Origin of the sequence: Peptoclostridium sp., assembly GCF_009881055.1 — a bacterium.
In the GTDB taxonomy this organism is placed as follows: Bacteria; Bacillota; Clostridia; order Peptostreptococcales; family Peptostreptococcaceae; genus Peptoclostridium_A.
This window is the reverse complement of the sequence record NZ_WXFG01000020.1, coordinates 35,377-51,752: the sequence shown is the minus strand read 5'-3', so window position 1 is coordinate 51,752 and position 16,376 is coordinate 35,377. Positions and strand designations below refer to the sequence as shown.

General features: G+C 45.6%; 13 protein-coding genes and 2 other annotated features. Of the genes, 12 read left to right on the top strand and 1 reads right to left on the bottom strand.

Going from position 1 to position 16,376, the window contains the following annotated elements:
- Positions 1-12 precede the first annotated feature (12 nt).
- Positions 13-249 (top strand) — a binding site (T-box leader).
- A 59-nt stretch (positions 250-308) separates the two neighbouring features.
- The 5 genes from pheS (at position 309) to GT589_RS04670 (ending at position 8,140) form a co-directional block, all read left to right on the top strand.
- Positions 309-1,328, top strand: coding sequence for a phenylalanine--tRNA ligase subunit alpha (gene pheS / locus GT589_RS04690; RefSeq protein WP_293396733.1), 1,020 nt, complete (start codon positions 309-311; stop codon positions 1,326-1,328).
- Positions 1,329-1,362: 34 nt separating this feature from the next.
- Positions 1,363-3,762: a phenylalanine--tRNA ligase subunit beta gene (gene pheT / locus GT589_RS04685; RefSeq protein ID WP_293396730.1), complete on the top strand. Its 2,400-nt coding sequence runs from the start codon at positions 1,363-1,365 to the stop codon at positions 3,760-3,762.
- Positions 3,763-3,877: 115 nt separating this feature from the next.
- On the top strand, positions 3,878-4,402 hold the full coding sequence (gene zapA, locus GT589_RS04680; protein ID WP_293396727.1) for a cell division protein ZapA: 525 nt from the start codon (positions 3,878-3,880) through the stop codon (positions 4,400-4,402).
- A gap of 71 nt (positions 4,403-4,473) precedes the next feature.
- A complete protein-coding gene (locus GT589_RS04675; protein ID WP_293396724.1) occupies positions 4,474-6,921 on the top strand; it encodes a DUF3656 domain-containing U32 family peptidase in 2,448 nt (815 codons plus the stop codon).
- A 49-nt stretch (positions 6,922-6,970) separates the two neighbouring features.
- Complete coding sequence (locus tag GT589_RS04670; protein WP_293396721.1) at positions 6,971-8,140, top strand: S-layer homology domain-containing protein; 1,170 nt, start codon at positions 6,971-6,973, stop codon at positions 8,138-8,140.
- 62 nt (positions 8,141-8,202) lie between these two features.
- Here GT589_RS04670 and GT589_RS04665 read toward each other — a convergent pair whose 3' ends face one another.
- On the bottom strand, positions 8,203-8,679 hold the full coding sequence (locus tag GT589_RS04665) for a hypothetical protein (RefSeq protein WP_293396718.1): 477 nt from the start codon (positions 8,677-8,679) through the stop codon (positions 8,203-8,205).
- A 414-nt stretch (positions 8,680-9,093) separates the two neighbouring features.
- Between GT589_RS04665 and GT589_RS04660 the strand changes: the two genes are divergently transcribed.
- The 7 genes from GT589_RS04660 (at position 9,094) to GT589_RS04630 (ending at position 16,370) form a co-directional block, all read left to right on the top strand.
- Positions 9,094-11,466, top strand: a complete 2,373-nt coding sequence (locus GT589_RS04660; RefSeq protein WP_293396715.1) for an endonuclease MutS2 — start codon at positions 9,094-9,096, stop codon at positions 11,464-11,466.
- Positions 11,467-11,554: 88 nt separating this feature from the next.
- Positions 11,555-12,586 (top strand): alpha-hydroxy-acid oxidizing protein, encoded by a 1,032-nt coding sequence (locus GT589_RS04655; protein WP_293396712.1) that lies wholly within the window; start codon positions 11,555-11,557, stop codon positions 12,584-12,586.
- A gap of 44 nt (positions 12,587-12,630) precedes the next feature.
- Positions 12,631-13,068, top strand: coding sequence for a nucleoside recognition domain-containing protein (locus GT589_RS04650; protein WP_293396709.1), 438 nt, complete (start codon positions 12,631-12,633; stop codon positions 13,066-13,068).
- Positions 13,056-13,505, top strand: coding sequence for a nucleoside recognition domain-containing protein (locus tag GT589_RS04645; RefSeq protein WP_293396706.1), 450 nt, complete (start codon positions 13,056-13,058; stop codon positions 13,503-13,505). The genes GT589_RS04650 and GT589_RS04645 overlap by 13 nt, the downstream gene beginning before the upstream one ends.
- A 133-nt stretch (positions 13,506-13,638) precedes the next feature.
- Positions 13,639-13,842: a hypothetical protein gene (locus GT589_RS04640; RefSeq protein ID WP_293396703.1), complete on the top strand. Its 204-nt coding sequence runs from the start codon at positions 13,639-13,641 to the stop codon at positions 13,840-13,842.
- 95 nt (positions 13,843-13,937) lie between these two features.
- Positions 13,938-14,152: a binding site (T-box leader), on the top strand.
- Between the two features lie 79 nt (positions 14,153-14,231).
- Positions 14,232-15,059, top strand: a complete 828-nt coding sequence (locus GT589_RS04635; RefSeq protein WP_293396700.1) for an ABC transporter substrate-binding protein — start codon at positions 14,232-14,234, stop codon at positions 15,057-15,059.
- Positions 15,060-15,164: 105 nt separating this feature from the next.
- A complete protein-coding gene (locus GT589_RS04630) occupies positions 15,165-16,370 on the top strand; it encodes an argininosuccinate synthase (RefSeq protein WP_293396697.1) in 1,206 nt (401 codons plus the stop codon).
- The last annotated feature ends 6 nt before the right edge of the window (positions 16,371-16,376 follow it).

The window sequence follows — 16,376 nt, the reverse complement described above, 5'->3', positions numbered from 1 at the left end:
GAAATTGATAAAATAAATGCCATGAAAAAGAGAGTATCCAATGTGTTTTTGAATAAGAGAGGAGCTGCCACAGGCTGTAAGCACTCCCAAAAAGCATTGGTGAAGTTCGCTTTTGAGCATCAAGGCTGAAAATTCAGTAGGCCTTGGCGTGGGGTGCGCGTTATGCCCGCAGGAGTGGCCCTGATGGAAGAAGTTGCATCGAGGCTATTAGAGTGGTACCGCGAAGAACATAAGCCTTTCGTCTCTAAATTGAGATGAAGGGTTTTTTTATTTGAATACGCATAAAATACTGCGAAAGGGTGAATAAATTGAAGGAAAAACTATTGGCACTTAAGGAAGAATTGGCTTCCAGCATAAAGGGCTGCGTAAGCATCGAAGAAGTGGAGAGCATAAGGATAAACGCTCTGGGCAAGAAAGGAGAAATAACTGCTGTACTTAAGGGAATGAAGGACCTCTCGGATGAAGAAAGACCCCTGATAGGAAAGATTGCCAACGAGGTCAGAGAAGAGCTGGAGGAGCTCATAGCAGCAAAAAAAAGCGAGCTTAAAAATGCGGAAAAGTTAGTGAAACTCTCGGCAGAAACTATTGACGTTACAATGCCATCAAAGCAGATAAGGATAGGCAGAAGGCACCCTATAACTCAGGTTTTCGACGAGCTCAAGTATATATTCACAGGCATGGGCTTCAAGGTGGCTGAAGGCCCGGAAATAGAGACTGTATACAACAATTTCGACGCTCTCAACGCTCCTAAGAACCACCCTTCAAGGGACATGAGTGATACGTTCTATTTCGACGAGAACATGCTGCTCAGGACACAGACATCACCGGTGCAGGTAAGGACCATGCAGGTAATGAAGCCGCCTATAAGGATAATATCTCCGGGAAGGTGCTTCAGATCGGACACTCCTGATGCTACACACTCACCAATGTTCCACCAGCTAGAGGGACTTGTTGTAGACAAGAACGTAACTATGGCTGAGCTTAAGGGAACACTTCAGGCTTTTGCAGAGCTCTTCTTCGGACCGGGCACAAAAATCAAGTTCAGGCCTCACAACTTTCCATTTACAGAGCCAAGTGCGGAGGTAGACGTTACATGCTTCAAATGCGGCGGCAAGGGATGCTCAATGTGCAAGGGCGAAGGCTGGATTGAAATACTTGGGGCCGGAATGGTTCACCCGAATGTACTCAGAAACTGCGGCATAGACCCAGAGGAATACAGCGGCTTTGCATTCGGCATGGGCGTCGACAGGGCAACTATGCTCAAATATGAGATAGACGACATAAGGCTGCTCTTCGAAAACGACATGAGGTTCTTGAACCAGTTCTAAGATTCCATATTAAAGCCAAGGGAGGAAGTTATAAATGTTAGCACCATTAAAGTGGATAAGAAATTATGTTGATATAGATACAGATGTGAAGCAATTGGCGGACATGATGACTATGACAGGCTCGAAGGTTGAAGCTGTAAAGCTGCCTGGAGAAGGGCTTAAAAATGTAGTTGTCGGAAGAATTGAAAGAATAGAGCAGCATCCAAATGCAGACAAGCTTGTAATATGCCAGATTGACGTGGGCAGCGAAATTCTCCAGATAGTAACTGGAGCCAAGAACGTATGTGAAGGCGACTATGTGCCTGTTGCGCTTGACGGGGCGGTACTTGCGGATGGACTCAAGATAAAGACAGGCAAGCTAAGGGGAGAGCTTTCGCAAGGCATGCTGTGCTCAGCTCAGGAGCTTGGAATATCAGAGCACATGATAGAAGAATGCAAAAGAAACGGCATATATATAATTGACTGGGAGGACAAGCTCTCAGAAGGCGACATAGTAGGAAAAGACGCACTTGAGTTCCTTGGAATAAACGATGCAATAATTGAATTCGAGATAACTTCAAACAGGCCGGACTGTCTTTCCATGATTGGAATAGCAAGAGAAGTAGCTGCCACAACTGACAATGTGATGAAATATCCGGAGATTGAAGTGGCTGAAAAGGGCGGGCAGATAAGCTTCAACATAGACATAGAGTCAGACGAACTCTGCCCGAGATACGCAGCCAGAATAGTAAAAGACATAGTTATAAAGCCGTCTCCTTACTGGATGCAAAGAAGCCTTATAGAAGCAGGAATGAGGCCTATAAACAACATAGTAGACATAACCAACTATGTAATGCTTGAGACAGGACAGCCTCTGCATGCCTTCGACAGAGACAAGGTAAGCGGTGATACAATAGTTGTAAGAAAGGCGGCAAGCGGCGAAAGACTTGTGACGCTCGATGACAAGGACAGAGAGCTTGACAGTGATATGCTTGTAATTGCCGACAGGGAAAAGGCGCTTGCACTTGCCGGAGTAATGGGCGGAGCCAATTCGGAAATAGACTCTTCAACAACAACCATACTTATAGAAAGCGCAAATTTCGCAAAAGACAGCATAAGAGCGACATCAAAGAAGCTGGGCCTAAGGTCGGAGGCATCCTCAAGGTTTGAAAAAGGGATAGACCTTGAGAGAGTGGAAATGGCGCTTAACAGGGCTGCACAGCTAATAGAGGAGACTGAATCTGGAGTCGTGCTAAGCGGCTATGCTGACAACTACAAAAATAAGGCCGTGCAGAAGACTATATCGGTTTCGGTTGCCAGGATAAACAAGATACTCGGCGAAGACATAAAGGTGTCTGAAATGGCTCAAATGCTCGAGAAGCTCGAGTTCAAATGCAGCGTGGACGGCGATATGCTTGAAATAACTGTGCCTTACTTCAGGCTCGACATGGACATTGACGCTGACGTGGTTGAAGAAATAGCGAGGATGTACGGCTACGACAACATAAGCTCGAAGATGATATACGGTACAACTACAATGGGCCTTAAAACAGTAGGACAGCGCTTCGAGGACAACATAAAGGATGCACTTACAGGCATGGGCGTCAATGAAATACTGACATATTCGTTTGTAAGCCCAAAAGGCGTGAGAAAGATAAACCTGCCGGAAACATCTATAAAGAACAACTTCATGAAGCTGCTAAATCCTCTGGGAGAAGAGACCAGCGTCATGAGGACAACCCTCGTACCTAACATAATGGAGGTAATAAGCACAAACTACTCCAAGAAGGTAGAGGAGTTCTTCGGCTTTGAGCTCGGTAACACTTTTGCAACAGCAGACGGCGCTTTGCCGGTTGAGAAGAAATCACTGTGTATAGGCGTTTATTCAAAGGACAGCGACTTTTTCGTGCTAAAGGGCATTGTAGAGGGTCTTTTCGAAAAAATAGGACTGGCAAAGTATGAAATAGTTCCTGAAAAGCACCATCCTACATTCCATCCAGGAAGATGTGCTAACGTTCTATTTGGCAGTTACACAATAGGAACATTTGGAGAGCTTCATCCAGATGTCCTTGAAAACTATGGCATAAAGGAGAGAGTGTATATTGCGGAGCTTGATTTCGAGCTAATGCTTGCGCTTTCCAGGGAAGCCAAGACATACTCTCCGCTTCCTAAATATCCTTCAATAGAAAGGGACATAGCGATTGTCGTGGATGAGTCTGTATTTGTCAAGCAGATAGAGGATATAATTCGCGAGAATGCCCAGGGACTCGTAAGAAGCTTCAGGCTCTTTGACGTGTACAGAGGAGAGCAGGTCAAGGAGGGCTCCAAGTCTGTAGCCTATACAATAGTGTACAGAAGCGACGAGAAGACGCTTACTGATGAAGAGGTGGAAAAGGTACACTCGAAGATAGTAAAGGAAATCGAAGCAAGGCTTGATGCAAAGCTTAGGGACTAGAGTCGTCTCAATATTCACAAAAAATATCTGGCATAATGACAATAATGGCTTTAATTTTAAATGGAAATAAAATATAATTAAAGGTATAAGTAGTATATGCCAAGGGGATGATGTAGTGAATAAGGTTTGCATTAAAATAAATGGACACGAGTACAATATGTGCGGCAGCGAAACAAAAGAGCACATGATTAGGATAGGCAGTTTTGTGGATGAAAAGATGCAGGAAGTTATAAGGTCCAACCACAGGCTCAGTACTGCCATGGCTGCTGTCCTTACATCACTTAACATAGCCAACGAGCTTTTCAAGAAAAAGGACGAGCTTGATTCCATAGCCAGTAAAATCAAGGGGCCGCTTGAGGACCTTGAGGCTGCGCAGACTGTTGTTGAAAAAATGGGAGAATCCCTTGACGAGAAGCAACAGACAATAGAAAGGCTTGAGACCGAGATTTCGACGTATGATGAGAAGCTAAAGCAGTATCAGCTCGAAGTCGAACAGCTTCAGCAGGCCAAGCAGCAGCTGCTGGACCAGATGCAGGAAAAGGAAAAGAAGGTATTGGAAGCCGAAGAAATAGTTACTGATTTCCAAAACAGACTCTATCAGCTTCAGATGAAAGTGGTACACTTAGAAAAAGAAGCGTAATAACAGCCTCCAGAATGATTTATATCTTTCTGGAGGTTTTTAGCGTACAAATATTTAATGGGGGTTATAATTTGAAAAAAATCGAGATACTGTCGCCGGCAGGTTCGTTCGAAGCTATGATTGCGGCGGTCCAAAACGGTGCTGACGCTGTATACCTTGGCGGAAGCGAGTTCAGTGCAAGAGCCTTTGCGGGCAATTTCGGAAGGGAAGAGCTTCTAAAGGCCATTGAATACTGTCATATAAGGGGAGTTAAGGTATATTTGACTGTCAACACACTTGTCAAGGAGGCTGAAATAGAAAAATTCATAGAGTACGTTGAGTTTTTGTATGAATCGGACATTGACGCGCTTATACTACAGGACATTGGCATGGCAAGCCTTGTAAGAAGGCATTGGCCGGATTTTGAAATACACGCAAGCACGCAGATGAGCGCACATTCCCTGGAGGATGTAAGGCTCCTTGAAAGCATGGGATTTTCAAGAGTAGTCCTATCAAGGGAACTCTCGATTGAAGAGATCTCGCACATCAGCAAAAACTGTGGCGTGGAGATTGAGATTTTCGTGCATGGCGCCCTGTGCATATGCTACTCGGGGCAATGCCTCATGAGCAGCATGATAGGCGGAAGGTCAGGCAACAGGGGGCGATGTGCACAGCCGTGCAGAAGAGAATACAGCCTGATAAGAGCTGACGGCAGCAAGGTCAATGCAAAGGGTAGCTACCTCATGAGCCCGCAGGACGTTTGCACTGCTGATGAAATTGCAAGGCTTGCCGAGTCTGGAGCGGTATCGCTCAAGATAGAGGGCAGGATGAAAAGGCCGGAGTACGTCGCAGTAGTCACAAAAATATACAAAAAAGCCCTTGAAAGACATGCAAGGGGCGAAAGCATCCTTGCGGACAGGCAGTACATAAAAGACTTATACTCCATATTCAACAGGGGCTTCACAAAGGGATACCTGTTCGGTAAAGTCAATGCCCAGATAATAAATACGCTAAAGCCCAGCAACGCAGGCGTATACTTGGGCGAAGTGGCCTATTACGACAGGCAGAGAAAAAAACTCGGAATAAAGCTAGAGGACGGGCTTTCAAAGGGTGACGGACTCAGCCTTGGAGTAAGCGTGGGCAGGATACTCACGGGCCGCATAATAAAGGATCATGCATATGCAGGCGAGAGCATCGAGATTGACTTTATAGGAGAAGCTGCTGACGGTGAAAAGATATACAAGACCTCGAATGCAAGTCTTCTAAAGAGCGCAGGGCAGTCTTATGAAAACGGCATTGAGTCAGTCAAAATACAATTGAGCGCACGCTTCGAAGCGATGCTGGGCGAATATCCCAAGCTCACGCTCACCGACAGCGACGGAAACAAGGCAAGCGCTCAGGGAAGCAAGGCGGCAGAAAAGGCCCTGAAGGTTAGCCTTTCGGAGCAGAAGGTCAAAGAGCAGCTGGAGAAACTTGGCAATACGCCATACAGCATAAATGACTTCCATATGGCTTTGGAAGAAGGCTTAAGCATGCCTGTCAGCATTATAAACGAGATGAGGCGCGAAGCCGTTGAACAGCTAAACGATATGAGAGCTGTAAGGCACAGGGGGAGAACTTCAAGAGGAGTTTCGGCCATATACGAGGCTGGAGCCAGCGGCGGAAAAGGACTTGGAAAGAACAGCCCTAAGCTCAGAGTGAAGGTCAGAAATGCTGAGCAGCTCAAGGCTGTTCTTGGAAGCACTAACTTTAAAGACATAGAAATGATATATTATGAAAGCATTGAGGAACTGGCAGATGCGATTGAAATTGCCAGTGCTGCCGGAGCAAGGCTTGTGTGTTCGCTGCCAAGGATAATGAGAAACTGGGAATATTCTGGTTTCAAGAGATTAATGGGGTCGGGAATTGCGGATTTCCAGACTGGCAGCCTGGGCCAGCTAAGGGTTGCATGCGAAAACGGCATGACAGCGCACACAGACTACAGCCTCAACGTATTCAATTCATTTTCCGTAAATGTGCTGAGCGGATATGGCGCCAAGACGGTATGTCTGTCTCCTGAGCTTAGGCTGGATGAAATCTCGGAAATAGCAGAGCGCAATGAAGCTGATGCGGAACTCGAGGCGCTGGCATACGGACGAGTCCAGCTCATGATAAGCGAGTACTGTCCTGTTGGTACGCTTGACGGCTCATGCGGGGAATCCAGAAAAAAAGCAGCATGCAAAAATGATTCCACATACCTGCTGGAAGACCAAAAGGGCGAGAGATTTCCGGTTTCAAAGGACGGCTCGTGCAGGAGCATTATATACAATTCCAAGGCGGTATGCATGCTTGACCATCTGGAGGAGATGCACAGCAGCGGCGTAGACGTCTTGAGGATAGACATATCGCTCGAGGAGCCAAAGCTGGCCGCTGAAATAGTCAAGGCCTACGCAAGCACAATAAAAAATGGCTACAGGCTTGATGCAAAGGCTCTTGAAGTATATGCCAGCCTTAAGGAGCAGGGAATAACTAAAGGCCACTATTACAGGGGAGTAGAATAAGCAGCTATAGGGTATATATTAAGCAATAATTTGAAAGGAGATGGAAGAGTTGAATAGATTCAGAAGCAAGCTCATAGGATTCTTATGCGCATCAAGCCTGTTTTTCCAGCCTGGATTTGCAGTGGACGCGGCAGATATCAGCGGCCACTGGGCTGAAGGTGAAATAAGGACATGGCTTGAAAAGGGATACGCGAAGGGATATGATAACGGCGAATTCAAGCCGGATTCATCAGTTACAAGAGCCGAATTTGCGGCTTTCATGAACAGAACGCTGGGACTTAGCGATATAAAGGCAGTGAGTTTCAAGGATGTCGCTGCAGGCGACTGGTTCTACGCTGACATGCTCAAAGCCAATGCCGCAGGCTATATAGCAGGCTACGAGGACAACACCGTAAGGCCTTATGCCCAGATAACAAGGCAGGAGGCGGCGCTCATGATTCAAAGGGCGCTCAAGGTGCAGCAAGAAGGCTATGCAAAAGAGGCAGCCGGATTCAGCGACTACAGGAGCATAGCACCATGGGCTGCAGAGGCTGTGGGATACTGCTTCAAGGAAGGCATAATAAAGGGCTATCCGGATGGCAGTTATATGCCGGAGAGGAGCATCACACGGGCTGAAGCTATAAGCATGCTTGATGCGTGCACAAAAGTCAGAGACAGACTGCGTGAAGAGGAGCAGGAACAGCCGCAAGAGCAGGAACAGGAACAAAACGGAGTACCTGAAAGCTCGACATCTCACAGGGCTTTCTACATCCTTGAAAAGTGGATGTCCGGAGGGGATGCCTACGTGAGATTTGTGGAATACGGTGTGGAAGGAACTTTCAGTGCCAAGGTGAGAAACCTGGAGTACAGTCAGGTAGATGAGGAAAGGCCGTATGTTGCCAGGATTAGAAGCGGAGAGATAGAATTCGTAAAGCCAATAAACTCCAAGCCGTTTGACAGCATATACGGCAAGGTTGTTGAAAAGAGCGGAGACTTCATAAAGTTGGATACGACGCCCGAGAGTACGGATAATGGCGAAGAATTTACAAATATAAGTCTTTCGGGAAGCAGTACGCTTGTATACGAGGAGTCTGGCAGGAAGACATCTGCAGCTGTAGGCAAGGGAGACTTCTTATGGGCAATAACCGAGGATACAATAAGAGCCAGAGTTGTTGAGGTGCTCACCGAGGATGAGATGGAGAGCGACCTGGATACTCCGCCATACAGCGACGGTTACTAATAATACAAATAAACAGTAAACACCTCGCATGCTTATACTGCTGCGAGGTGTTTTTGAACAATCTAGAATGCGTCCTTGCTGCTCAGCAGTTTTGGGCGATTTTTTTCTGAACTACAGCTATTCGGACGCTCTATTACTATGGCAACCTGCCTTGCTGTTATTTCGAGCGAATCGTCAGCGGCAGATTCACTTGCTGAAGGCTCCTGAGTTGCTGGGGCCTGAGCATTTTTAATCTGAATATTTCCAGAAAGATTTGGTTCTGATTCCGGAGAAGCCTTTCTCTTTGGGGAATGCCTGGGATTTTTTCTGTTCATAGCCTCAATTATTATGAAGTCGAACAACATGGCGGAGCCCATGAAAAACACCACGTAAGTGACGTTCCGGGAGCTTTCCATAATCCACGGATTCATTATAAGTGACGCAACAAACAGCGTCACAAGGGAAGCCGTAACGAGGAATATCAAGTTGAAGCCCAATTTGAGTATTCTGCTGCTCCTGCAAAAATCATCTTTGAAGCTGTATATGTATGATAAAAACAAAAAGGGATATATGTAAAAAAACAATTTCAAATATCCGCCAACAGATGAAGGATCAAAGAAATATTTAAAGCTCAAAATTGAGTAGGCGGCAAAGCCTATGAATGCGAATACTCTAAATATAAATCTGGAAAAACTTGTCCGGCTCTGTCGTTTTGCTCTTCTTTTTGAAAAGCCCATTAAAGAGATCCCCTTTCGATGTCTGATTATATATATATTACAACAAAATGCAGTTTTTTTAAATCCCGCTATAGCCTCAAGTTGAAAAATAAGCCGGATTTAGCCGAAAAATGCCTCGGCAGGATATCACGCTTGCCATTGTGATCACGAAAGCGTAAAAAAATTTGAATTCAAATGCCAAAATATGATAGTCTTATGGTGAACTATTAAGCATATACGGAGGAATTTCAGACAATTATGAACAGCAAAGCGTTAAGCGTTTTAGAATACAACAAAATAGTAGGCATGCTAGTGGATAAGACAACATCGTCGCTTGGCGCAAGGCATGCCAGAGAAATAATGCCTTCTTCAGAAATGGAAGAGGTGCTGCACATGCAAAGGGAGACTAGCGAAGCTCAATCCATGATACTAAAAAGCGGCAACATACCGCTTGGAGGCATACACGACATAGAACATCTTGCAAAAAGGGCACAGCTCGGCTCTTCGCTTGATCCAGGCCAGCTGCTGATGGTATGCGACTGCCTGAGGGCCGCAAGGAGGATAAAGGGCTTCATTGCCAAGCACTCCCCGGAGGCGTACGGGCTAATGCACATGCTGGCCCAGGAGCTTTCTGTGTTCAGGGATATTGAAGAGGACATAGAAAACAGCATAGTCGGAGAAAATGAGATTGCTGATACTGCAAGCCATGAGCTCAAGGGCATAAGACGGAGAATAGTCCAAAAAAACGAGGATATACGGTCAAAGCTGCACTCTATTATAACGTCAGCTTCATATCAAAAATATCTTCAGGATGCAATAATCACAATAAGGGGAGACAGATTCGTTGTGCCTGTCAAACAGGAATACAAATCTAGCGTCCAGGGAATAGTCCACGACCAGTCATCCTCGGGGGCTACGTTGTTCATCGAACCCATGTCCATAGTCAATATGAACAACGATCTGCGCGAGCTCAGACTCAAAGAGAAGGAAGAAATAGAACGAATACTACAAGCGCTTTCAAACAGAGTGGGTGAGTTCGCTGACGAGATAGCCGCCAATTCCCACACTTTGGGCAGAATTGACTTCATATTTGCAAAAGGCAAGCTGTCCACTCAAATGCGGGGAATTGAACCGGAAATAACCACTGAAAAATATATCAGAATAAAAAACGGAAGGCATCCGCTCATACCGGGCAACGTAGTTGTGCCTATAAACATATGGCTGGGAAGAGATTTCGACACACTCGTGATCACAGGACCAAACACAGGAGGCAAGACTGTTACGCTAAAGACCGTAGGCCTTTTTTGCCTAATGAGCCAAAGCGGCCTCCATCTGCCGGCAGATTTTGGAACTACAATGGGCGTGTTCGAGCAGGTGTTTGCCGACATTGGTGACGAGCAAAGCATAGAGCAGAGCCTTTCAACGTTCTCGTCACACATGAAAAACATAGTCCAGATACTCGAGAATGTCACTTCGGATTCCCTGGTGCTCTTTGACGAGCTCGGAGCCGGCACGGATCCGGTTGAAGGAGCTGCGCTTGCTATGGCTATACTCGATTTGCTGCATGGTCTGCACGTAAGGACCATAGCTACTACGCACTACAGCGAGCTCAAGCAGTACGCCCTGACAAAAGCCGGAGTTGAGAATGCGTCTGTGGAATTTGACGTTTCAACGCTGAGTCCTACCTACAGGCTGCTGATTGGAGTGCCGGGAAAATCAAATGCATTCGAGATATCAAAGCGGCTCGGCCTTGAGGACTACGTCATACAAAAGGCCAAGGAGCTAATAGACGCAGAAAATATAGAATTCGAGGATCTGCTGCAGGAGATAGAGCAAAAGAGACAGCAAGCCGAAACCGACAGACTCAGGACACTATCGGAAAAACATGAGGCTGAAAGGCTAAAGGAAGAATACCGTCAAAAATACGAGAGCATAAACAGGCAAAAGGAAAAGATAATATCCGATGCCAAGCGCGAGGCCCAAAAGATACTAAAGAGTGCAAAGGAAGATTCAGAGGAGCTTGTAAAAAAACTCAGGGAAATTGAAAAAGCCGGCTATTCAAAGGAAATGAACAGAAGAATAGAGCAGGTTAGAGGGGATATCAAAAAATCCATGGGCAAGCTCCAGACAGGAGTCGATGAGATAATAATCCCCAAAATAGCAAAAAAAGAAATAAAGACGCTAAAGCCTGGAGACGAGGTAAGAGTCATAACACTTAGCCAGAATGGTAATGTCCTTTCGTGCGACGACAGAAAAAAGGAAGCACTGGTCCAGATTGGCATAATGAAGATGACTCTGCCATACGCATCGCTCGAGATGGCAGTGCAAGAGACCGGCGGCAAAGGAAGCACCGGGGCCGGACGGATAATGAAGCGGAAGGCCGAAAGTATAAAAACTGAAATAGACCTGCGCGGGATGAACCTTGAAGAGGCCATATACGAACTGGACAAGTATCTCGACGATGCATATATTTCAGGCCTCGAGAGAGTCACTATAATACACGGAGTGGGCACGGGCGTTTTAAAGTCAGGCATTAAGCAAATGCTAAAAAGGCATGCTCATGTCAAAAGCAGCAGAGATGGAGAATACGGGGAAGGCGGCATGGGAGTCACCGTAGTGACTCTTAAATAAAATTAATTAATAGTATGAAACAAGTATAACTATAGCAATTAAAAATCTGTTAGAATGTCAATATTAAAATTATAAAGGGGGAGAAAATATGGACATGAAGGAAATTAAACAGCTTGCAATAAAGAGGATGAATGGCTTGTGCAATGTATGCAAGGAATGCAACGGTGTTTACTGTGCAGGACAGGTGCCTGGAATGGGCGGAACCGGAACGGGAGATTCATTCAAGAGAAATTTTGAGGCTCTCAAAAATGTCAAGCTGGTGCTGAGGACAATTCATAGTGCTAAGAACCCTGACATGAGTATAGAGGTGCTCGGGGAAAAGCTTGAGCTGCCTCTTATATGTGCTCCGGTTACAGGAAGCGACATAAACATGGGAGGTTATCTTAGCGAGCAGGAGTACTGCGATGCTGTCGTGTTTGGCAGCAAGAAGGCAGGAACAATAGCAATGGTGGGAGACAGCGGCAAGAGCGAGTTCTACGTGGCAGGACTTGACAGCGTGAAGAGAGCCGGAGGCTATGGAGTAGCAATAATTAAGCCAAGAGAAAACGACGAGGTTATAAAAAGGCTTGAAATGGCTCACGAAGCGGGAGTCAAAATGGTGGGCATGGACATAGACGGAGCAGGCCTTGTTACAATGGCACTTTTTGGACAGCCTGTGGGGCCAAAGAGCATGGAAGACATAGCAGCCATCAAAAAGGCCACCAAGCTGCCTTTCATACTCAAGGGAATAATGAGCGCAGACGAGGCCGTGCTTGCAGCTGAGGCTGGAGTGGACGCAATAGTTGTATCAAATCACGGAGGAAGGATACTCAACCATACGCTGGGAGCGGCCGAGGTGCTGCCTTCGATAGCCAGAGCCGTAAAGGGCAGGGTGACTATACTTGCAGACGGCAACGTGAGAGAGGGAGCCGACATACTCAAGTATATTGCGCTGGGAGCGGATGCAGTGCTAGCTGCAAGGCCTATGATATGGGGCGCAGTAGGAGGCGGCGAAGACGGAGTCAAAGCCGTAATAGACAATTTCAAGAGCCAGCTTTACCAGGCAATGCTGCTCACAGGCTGCAACAGCGTTAAAGACATAGACGAGAGCAGGATAGTAAATCTCAACGCAATAAAATAGTTTGGAGAAATGTTTTGATGAAGCAAGGCAGCAGGAGGATTGCAATGATTACAGGTTCAATAAAAAGAGGGATTAAGCAGGGAATTGACACAACGCTGCTGCTTGCAAAAGTTGTAATTCCGGTTTACATGCTAGTCACGGTACTGAGTCACACACCGGTGATGGCAATGATTGCAGAAATATTCAAGCCTCTTATGGCTCTTTTCAATCTGCCGGGTGAAGCAGCAATAGTGCTGGTGCTGGGCAACTGCCTCAATTTTTTTGCGGCGCTAGGAGCGATGAGCGCTATAAACCTCACGGCCCCACAGATAACAACAATAGCACTCATGCTCTCATTCTCGCATGCGCTCTTCATGGAAACGGCTGTAGTGAAAATGCTGGGAGTCAATGAGATAGGAATGACTATAACTAGGCTTGCTATGTCATTTTTAGTTGGCATTATAGCCGGCAACATCGGAGGAGTTCTGCAATGGTTGAAATAGCGAGAGAAGCCGTATTCGGAAGCCTTAGCACAATATTCAAAATAGCTGTCATAGTAATACCGCTCATGGTAGCAATGCAGCTGCTCAAGGACTACAAGATACTAGACAGATTCGCCGATACGCTCAGGCCAATAACAGATTTTTTCGGCATGTCAAAGCAGGCGTCATTTCCCCTGCTTATAGGTCTCGTTTTCGGAATATCATACGGTGCAGGAGCGATAGTACAATCAAGCAGGGAAGGCTCACTTACAAAGCGTGACATAACGCTTGTGGTGCTTTTTCTAGTAAACTGTCATGCGGTAATTGAAGATACGCTTGTTTTCGTGGCAGTAGGAGCAAACGGCTTTATACTTCTTGGGTCGAGGTTGCTTGCAGCAGTAATACTTACATACGTGATGTCAAAGTGGCTTGACAGAACGGATCCGCAGTTCAAGTGAAAATATATGCTCCCGGCTAAACAGGCTGGGAGCGTTTTTTTATAAAAAAATTTTTGAAATAGTATTTGAAACCCTACGGCAGTGGGTATTTAATGATATAAATTCAAAGACAGCAAAGTCGGGGGTGCATGGCATGATAACAATAGAGATTGAACAGATGGCAAAGAGAAAAAGAAGCCATTTCAGAAGAAGGAAGGATTTGCCGGCTGTAATAGAAAGCTTCGGTTGCAGCTCAGTAAAATCCGCAAGGGGAGCGAGAAAACATATAATAGGATTCCTGTTTGTTGCAGCAGGCATTGCAGCAGTCGGCTTCATAAAGCTTAACGGGATCATATAGCAAGCCTGTCCATAGAAATTTTATCTAAAAAAAAAATTATACATATTGACTTGCAAGTTCAAAGCTATTATACTCAGATTCAAAGAACAGCATATCCAAATCTTTTGATTGGAAGAGTAGGCAGGGTGATTGCCAAAGCGAGCCGGAGAAGGTGGAAGTCCGGTGCATAGCCATGTTGAAGCGTATCCATGAAGAGACTGTCTGAAATAGCAGTAGGACAGTACGGTAGCAGCCGTTAAGTGCATCGAGTGAAGGCAGTGATAATCTGTCTTAAGAAGAGTGGTAACGCGGATATAACTTCGTCTCTTGTACAATTAATGTATGAGAACGAAGTTTTTTTTGTGTTCAAATTGCAATTCAAACTAAAAAATGGAAAGGGAAGGTGCAGTATGAAAAAGATGAAAAAAATAGCAGCGCTTCTTGTGGCGCTAATGATGGTATTTTCAATGGTGGGATGTTCGCAAAAGACGTCTCAGGAGCAGGGTGGTTCAAAGGAGCTGAGCAAGCTTGAGCAAATCAAAAAAGATGGCAAGCTTGTAGTTGGAACGAGTGCTTCATACCCTCCATACGAGTTCCACAAGGAAATAGACGGCAAGGACCAGATAGTGGGTTTCGACATCGAGATTGCAAAGGAAATAGCAAAGGACCTTGGTGTAGAGCTTGAAATCAAGGACATGAAGTTCGAAGGACTGCTGGCAGCACTTAACGCCGGAAAGATAGACATCATAATAGCAGGCATGACTCCTACAGAGGAGAGAAAAAAGAGCGTTGATTTCTCAAAGGTATACTATGTGGCAACACAGTCAATAATTGTACAGGCTGACAAAGCTGAATCCTTCAAGACAATGGACGACCTTGCAAAAATGGTCATAGGAGTTCAAAAGGGGACGACTCAGGAGCAGATTGCAAAGGATCTTATACCAGAGCAGCAGATAAAGGGACTTGGAAGAGTTGCAGACGTCGTGCTTGAGCTTAAAAACGGCAAGGTAGACGGTGTGCTTGTTGAAAGCCCTGTTGCAACTGCTTATGTAAAGAGAAACGCTGATCTTGCGGTTTCTGCAATAGACCTTGAAACTGGAGACAGCGGCTCTGCAATAGCAATCCAAAAAGGCGGGGAGGACCTTGTCGCGCAGATAGACAAGACTCTGGACAGACTTATGAGCGAAGGCAAAATTGATGAGTTTGTGGCGGCTGCTACGGAGCTAAACGACAATTAATTCGCTGCTAGGATTTAGTGAATAAAGTCAATAATGGGTATAATATATAAGCAGGCTTTTTAACAGCATTATAATGTGAAAATAAATTTGAAAGGGGAAATAGAAATGAAGGAAAAAGTTGTTCTTGCGTATTCAGGAGGTCTTGACACATCAATAATAATACCATGGCTAAAGGAGAACTACGACCTGGATATAGTTGCAGCATGCATAAACGTCGGACAGGAAGATGACATGGAGCAGGTCGAGAAAAAGGCCATAAAGTCAGGCGCAGTTAAGGTTTATGTTGAAAACGTAGTTGAGGAGTTCGTAAGGGATTACGTGTTCCCTTCAATAAAGGCAAACGCTGTGTACGAAGATAAGTACCTTATGGGAACCTCAATAGCTAGACCCCTCATAGCCAAAAAGCTCGTTGAGATAGCCAAGAAAGAGGGCGCCAAGTATATAGCTCACGGCTGCACAGGAAAAGGAAACGACCAGGTAAGATTCGAAACTACAATGGCTGCGCTTGCGCCTGAGATAAAGGTCATAGCTCCTTGGAGAATATGGGACATAGAATCAAGAGAAGATGCCATAGACTATGCGAATGAAAAAGGAATAGAAATTCCTGTAACAAAGGAAAAGATTTATTCAAGGGATATGAACCTTATGCACATAAGCCACGAAGGCGGAGCAATAGAGGATCCTAAGAATGAGCAGCCAAAGGATCTTTACCTGATGACAAGGACTCTTGAAGAGGCTAAAGACGAGCCAACATATGTTGAGATATACTTCGAAAAGGGAATACCAACTAAGCTGGATGGCAAGGAAATGAGCCCTGCAACGCTGCTTGCCGAGCTTAACAGAATAGGTGGAGAAAACGGCATAGGCGTTACAGACATACTTGAGAACAGGCTTGTGGGCATGAAATCAAGAGGAATTTACGAGACTCCGGGTGCCACTATACTAATGAGCGCACATAAGGACCTTGAGCACCTTTGCCTTGACAAGATGACATACCAGTACAAGCAGATGATAGCCCTCAAATACGCAGAGCTTGTATACAACGGAACATGGTTCTGCAGCCTCAAGGAGGCAATGGACGCCTTCATAGACAAGACTCAGGAGACGGTTACAGGCTGGGTTAAGGTCAAGCTATACAAGGGCAATATAATATTCGCGGGAATGGATTCGCCTTACGCGCTCTACGAGCACAGCATATCTTCTTTCGGAGCGAGCGATTTCTACAACCAGAAGGATGCCACAGGCTTCATCAACCTGTTCAACCTTCCATTCAAGATAGAAGCAATGATGAAAAGCAAGCAAGAAAAATAAAAAGGT